Source organism: Oleiphilus sp. HI0067 (assembly GCF_001635735.1).
In genome coordinates this window covers 1-1,619 of sequence record NZ_LWFI01001206.1, presented here as the reverse complement: position 1 = coordinate 1,619, position 1,619 = coordinate 1, and the positions used below count along the sequence as shown (strand labels likewise).

Here is a 1,619-nt window from a genome sequence, read left to right as displayed (position 1 = left end):
GTTTTAACAAGCAAATTGTTGCGATATCGAATGCCAGTTTTATGACTTAGCCGTGTAGCAAGTTCGTTAGCTTGGTCGAACTGATGTTCCTCATGTTTTTTGGGGTGCATAGGGATAGCGCACAAGAGGTCAGGGTAATCTGCGTTACTTAGTTTTCTGTTTTCAATAATAGCAATCGACATCGATTCGGCTATGTATTTTTTTGCGAGAAATTTAAAGTCGTGGCATAGCTTTGAGATTGGGAATTCGTATGAGCATGGAGCGAAAATTTGATCAAAGTAAGGCTGAGTATTTTTGCAGTCGTTACATATGGATTCATGAGCTCTGACTGTGATTGAACATGTAGCGCACTTAGGTTGGCTTGCCTGAATGTCCTCCAAGCAGTTTTTGCACAAAGCGTTGTGCGAGTCAGAATGCTTGTTACATAAATGACAGCGATTTAAGAGTAGGTGCTTGTATGGCGTATTGAAAAGGTATTTTGACTTGTTAACCAGTCTTCTGATTTTGGTTGACAAGTCTTGATCTGACTTTATCATTCACACTATCCTTGTGTTGATGCCAAGCAATGTAACATATCAACATTAATTTCCTCATTAAATAGATAGCAAGAGAGGCGTTTGGCCAAGATGAATATGAATGAACTAGGTGTGGTAAGGCATGACTGGGATAAAAAGGAAGTAGAGGAACTTTTTAATCTCCCATTTAATGATTTACTGTTCAAAGCTCAAGTGGTTCACCGCCAACATTTTGATCCAAATGAAGTGCAAGTGAGCACTTTGCTATCTATCAAAACTGGTGCATGCCCTGAAGATTGCAAGTACTGTCCGCAAAGTGGACATTACAATACTGGCCTTGAAAAAGAGAAGCTGATGCAAGTGGAAGCGGTATTAACAAAAGCTAAGCAAGCTAAGGAAAAAGGAAGTAGTCGTTTCTGTATGGGAGCCGCTTGGAAGCATCCGAGTGATAAAGACCTCCCTTACGTATTAGAAATGGTCAAGGGTGTTAAAGAATTGGGCTTAGAAACGTGTATGACTCTCGGTATGTTGAGAGATGATCAGGCTCAAGAGTTGGCAGATGCAGGTTTGGATTACTACAACCACAACCTAGATACGTCGCCTGACTTTTACGACAAGATCATTACCACACGAAGCTACCAAGATCGTCTTGATACCTTGCAGCATGTGCGTGATGCAGGTATGAAAATATGTAGTGGTGGCATTATTGGTATGGGTGAACGCGCATCAGATCGTATTGGCTTGCTAGTGCAGCTTGCTAATTTGCCGCAGCAACCTGAGAGTGTTCCTATTAATATGCTCGTTAAGGTAAAAGGAACACCCTTAGAAGATGTGGAGGATGTTGATCCGTTCGATTTCATTCGATGCATTGCTGTAGCGCGCATTATGATGCCGAAAAGTCATGTCCGCTTGTCTGCTGGACGTGAATCGATGAGCGATGAAATGCAAGCGCTTACCTTTATGGCGGGTGCTAACTCGATCTTTTATGGAGAGTGCTTGCTAACTACTCCTAACCCCGAAGCGCACAAAGATATGCAGCTATTTAAGCGCTTAGGCTTGCGTCCAGAGCAGCGTATTGAAGAGTCTGATGAAACACAAGAAGCT

1 protein-coding gene and 2 pseudogenes are annotated in these 1,619 nt (G+C 42.3%); 1 reads left to right on the top strand and 2 read right to left on the bottom strand.

All coding sequences use genetic code 11. The annotated features are described in order from the left end of the window. Both A3739_RS30955 and A3739_RS31480 read right to left on the bottom strand, forming a co-directional pair. Positions 1-182 (bottom strand): annotated as a pseudogene (locus A3739_RS30955) (hypothetical protein); the annotation flags it as partial. A 123-nt stretch (positions 183-305) separates the two neighbouring features. Beyond that, positions 306-536, bottom strand: a pseudogene (locus A3739_RS31480) (double zinc ribbon domain-containing protein); the annotation flags it as partial. A gap of 96 nt (positions 537-632) precedes the next feature. Between A3739_RS31480 and bioB the strand changes: the two are divergent. Further along, a partial coding sequence (gene bioB / locus A3739_RS18060; protein ID WP_231877103.1) for a biotin synthase BioB occupies positions 633-1,619 on the top strand: 987 nt, incomplete at its 3' end.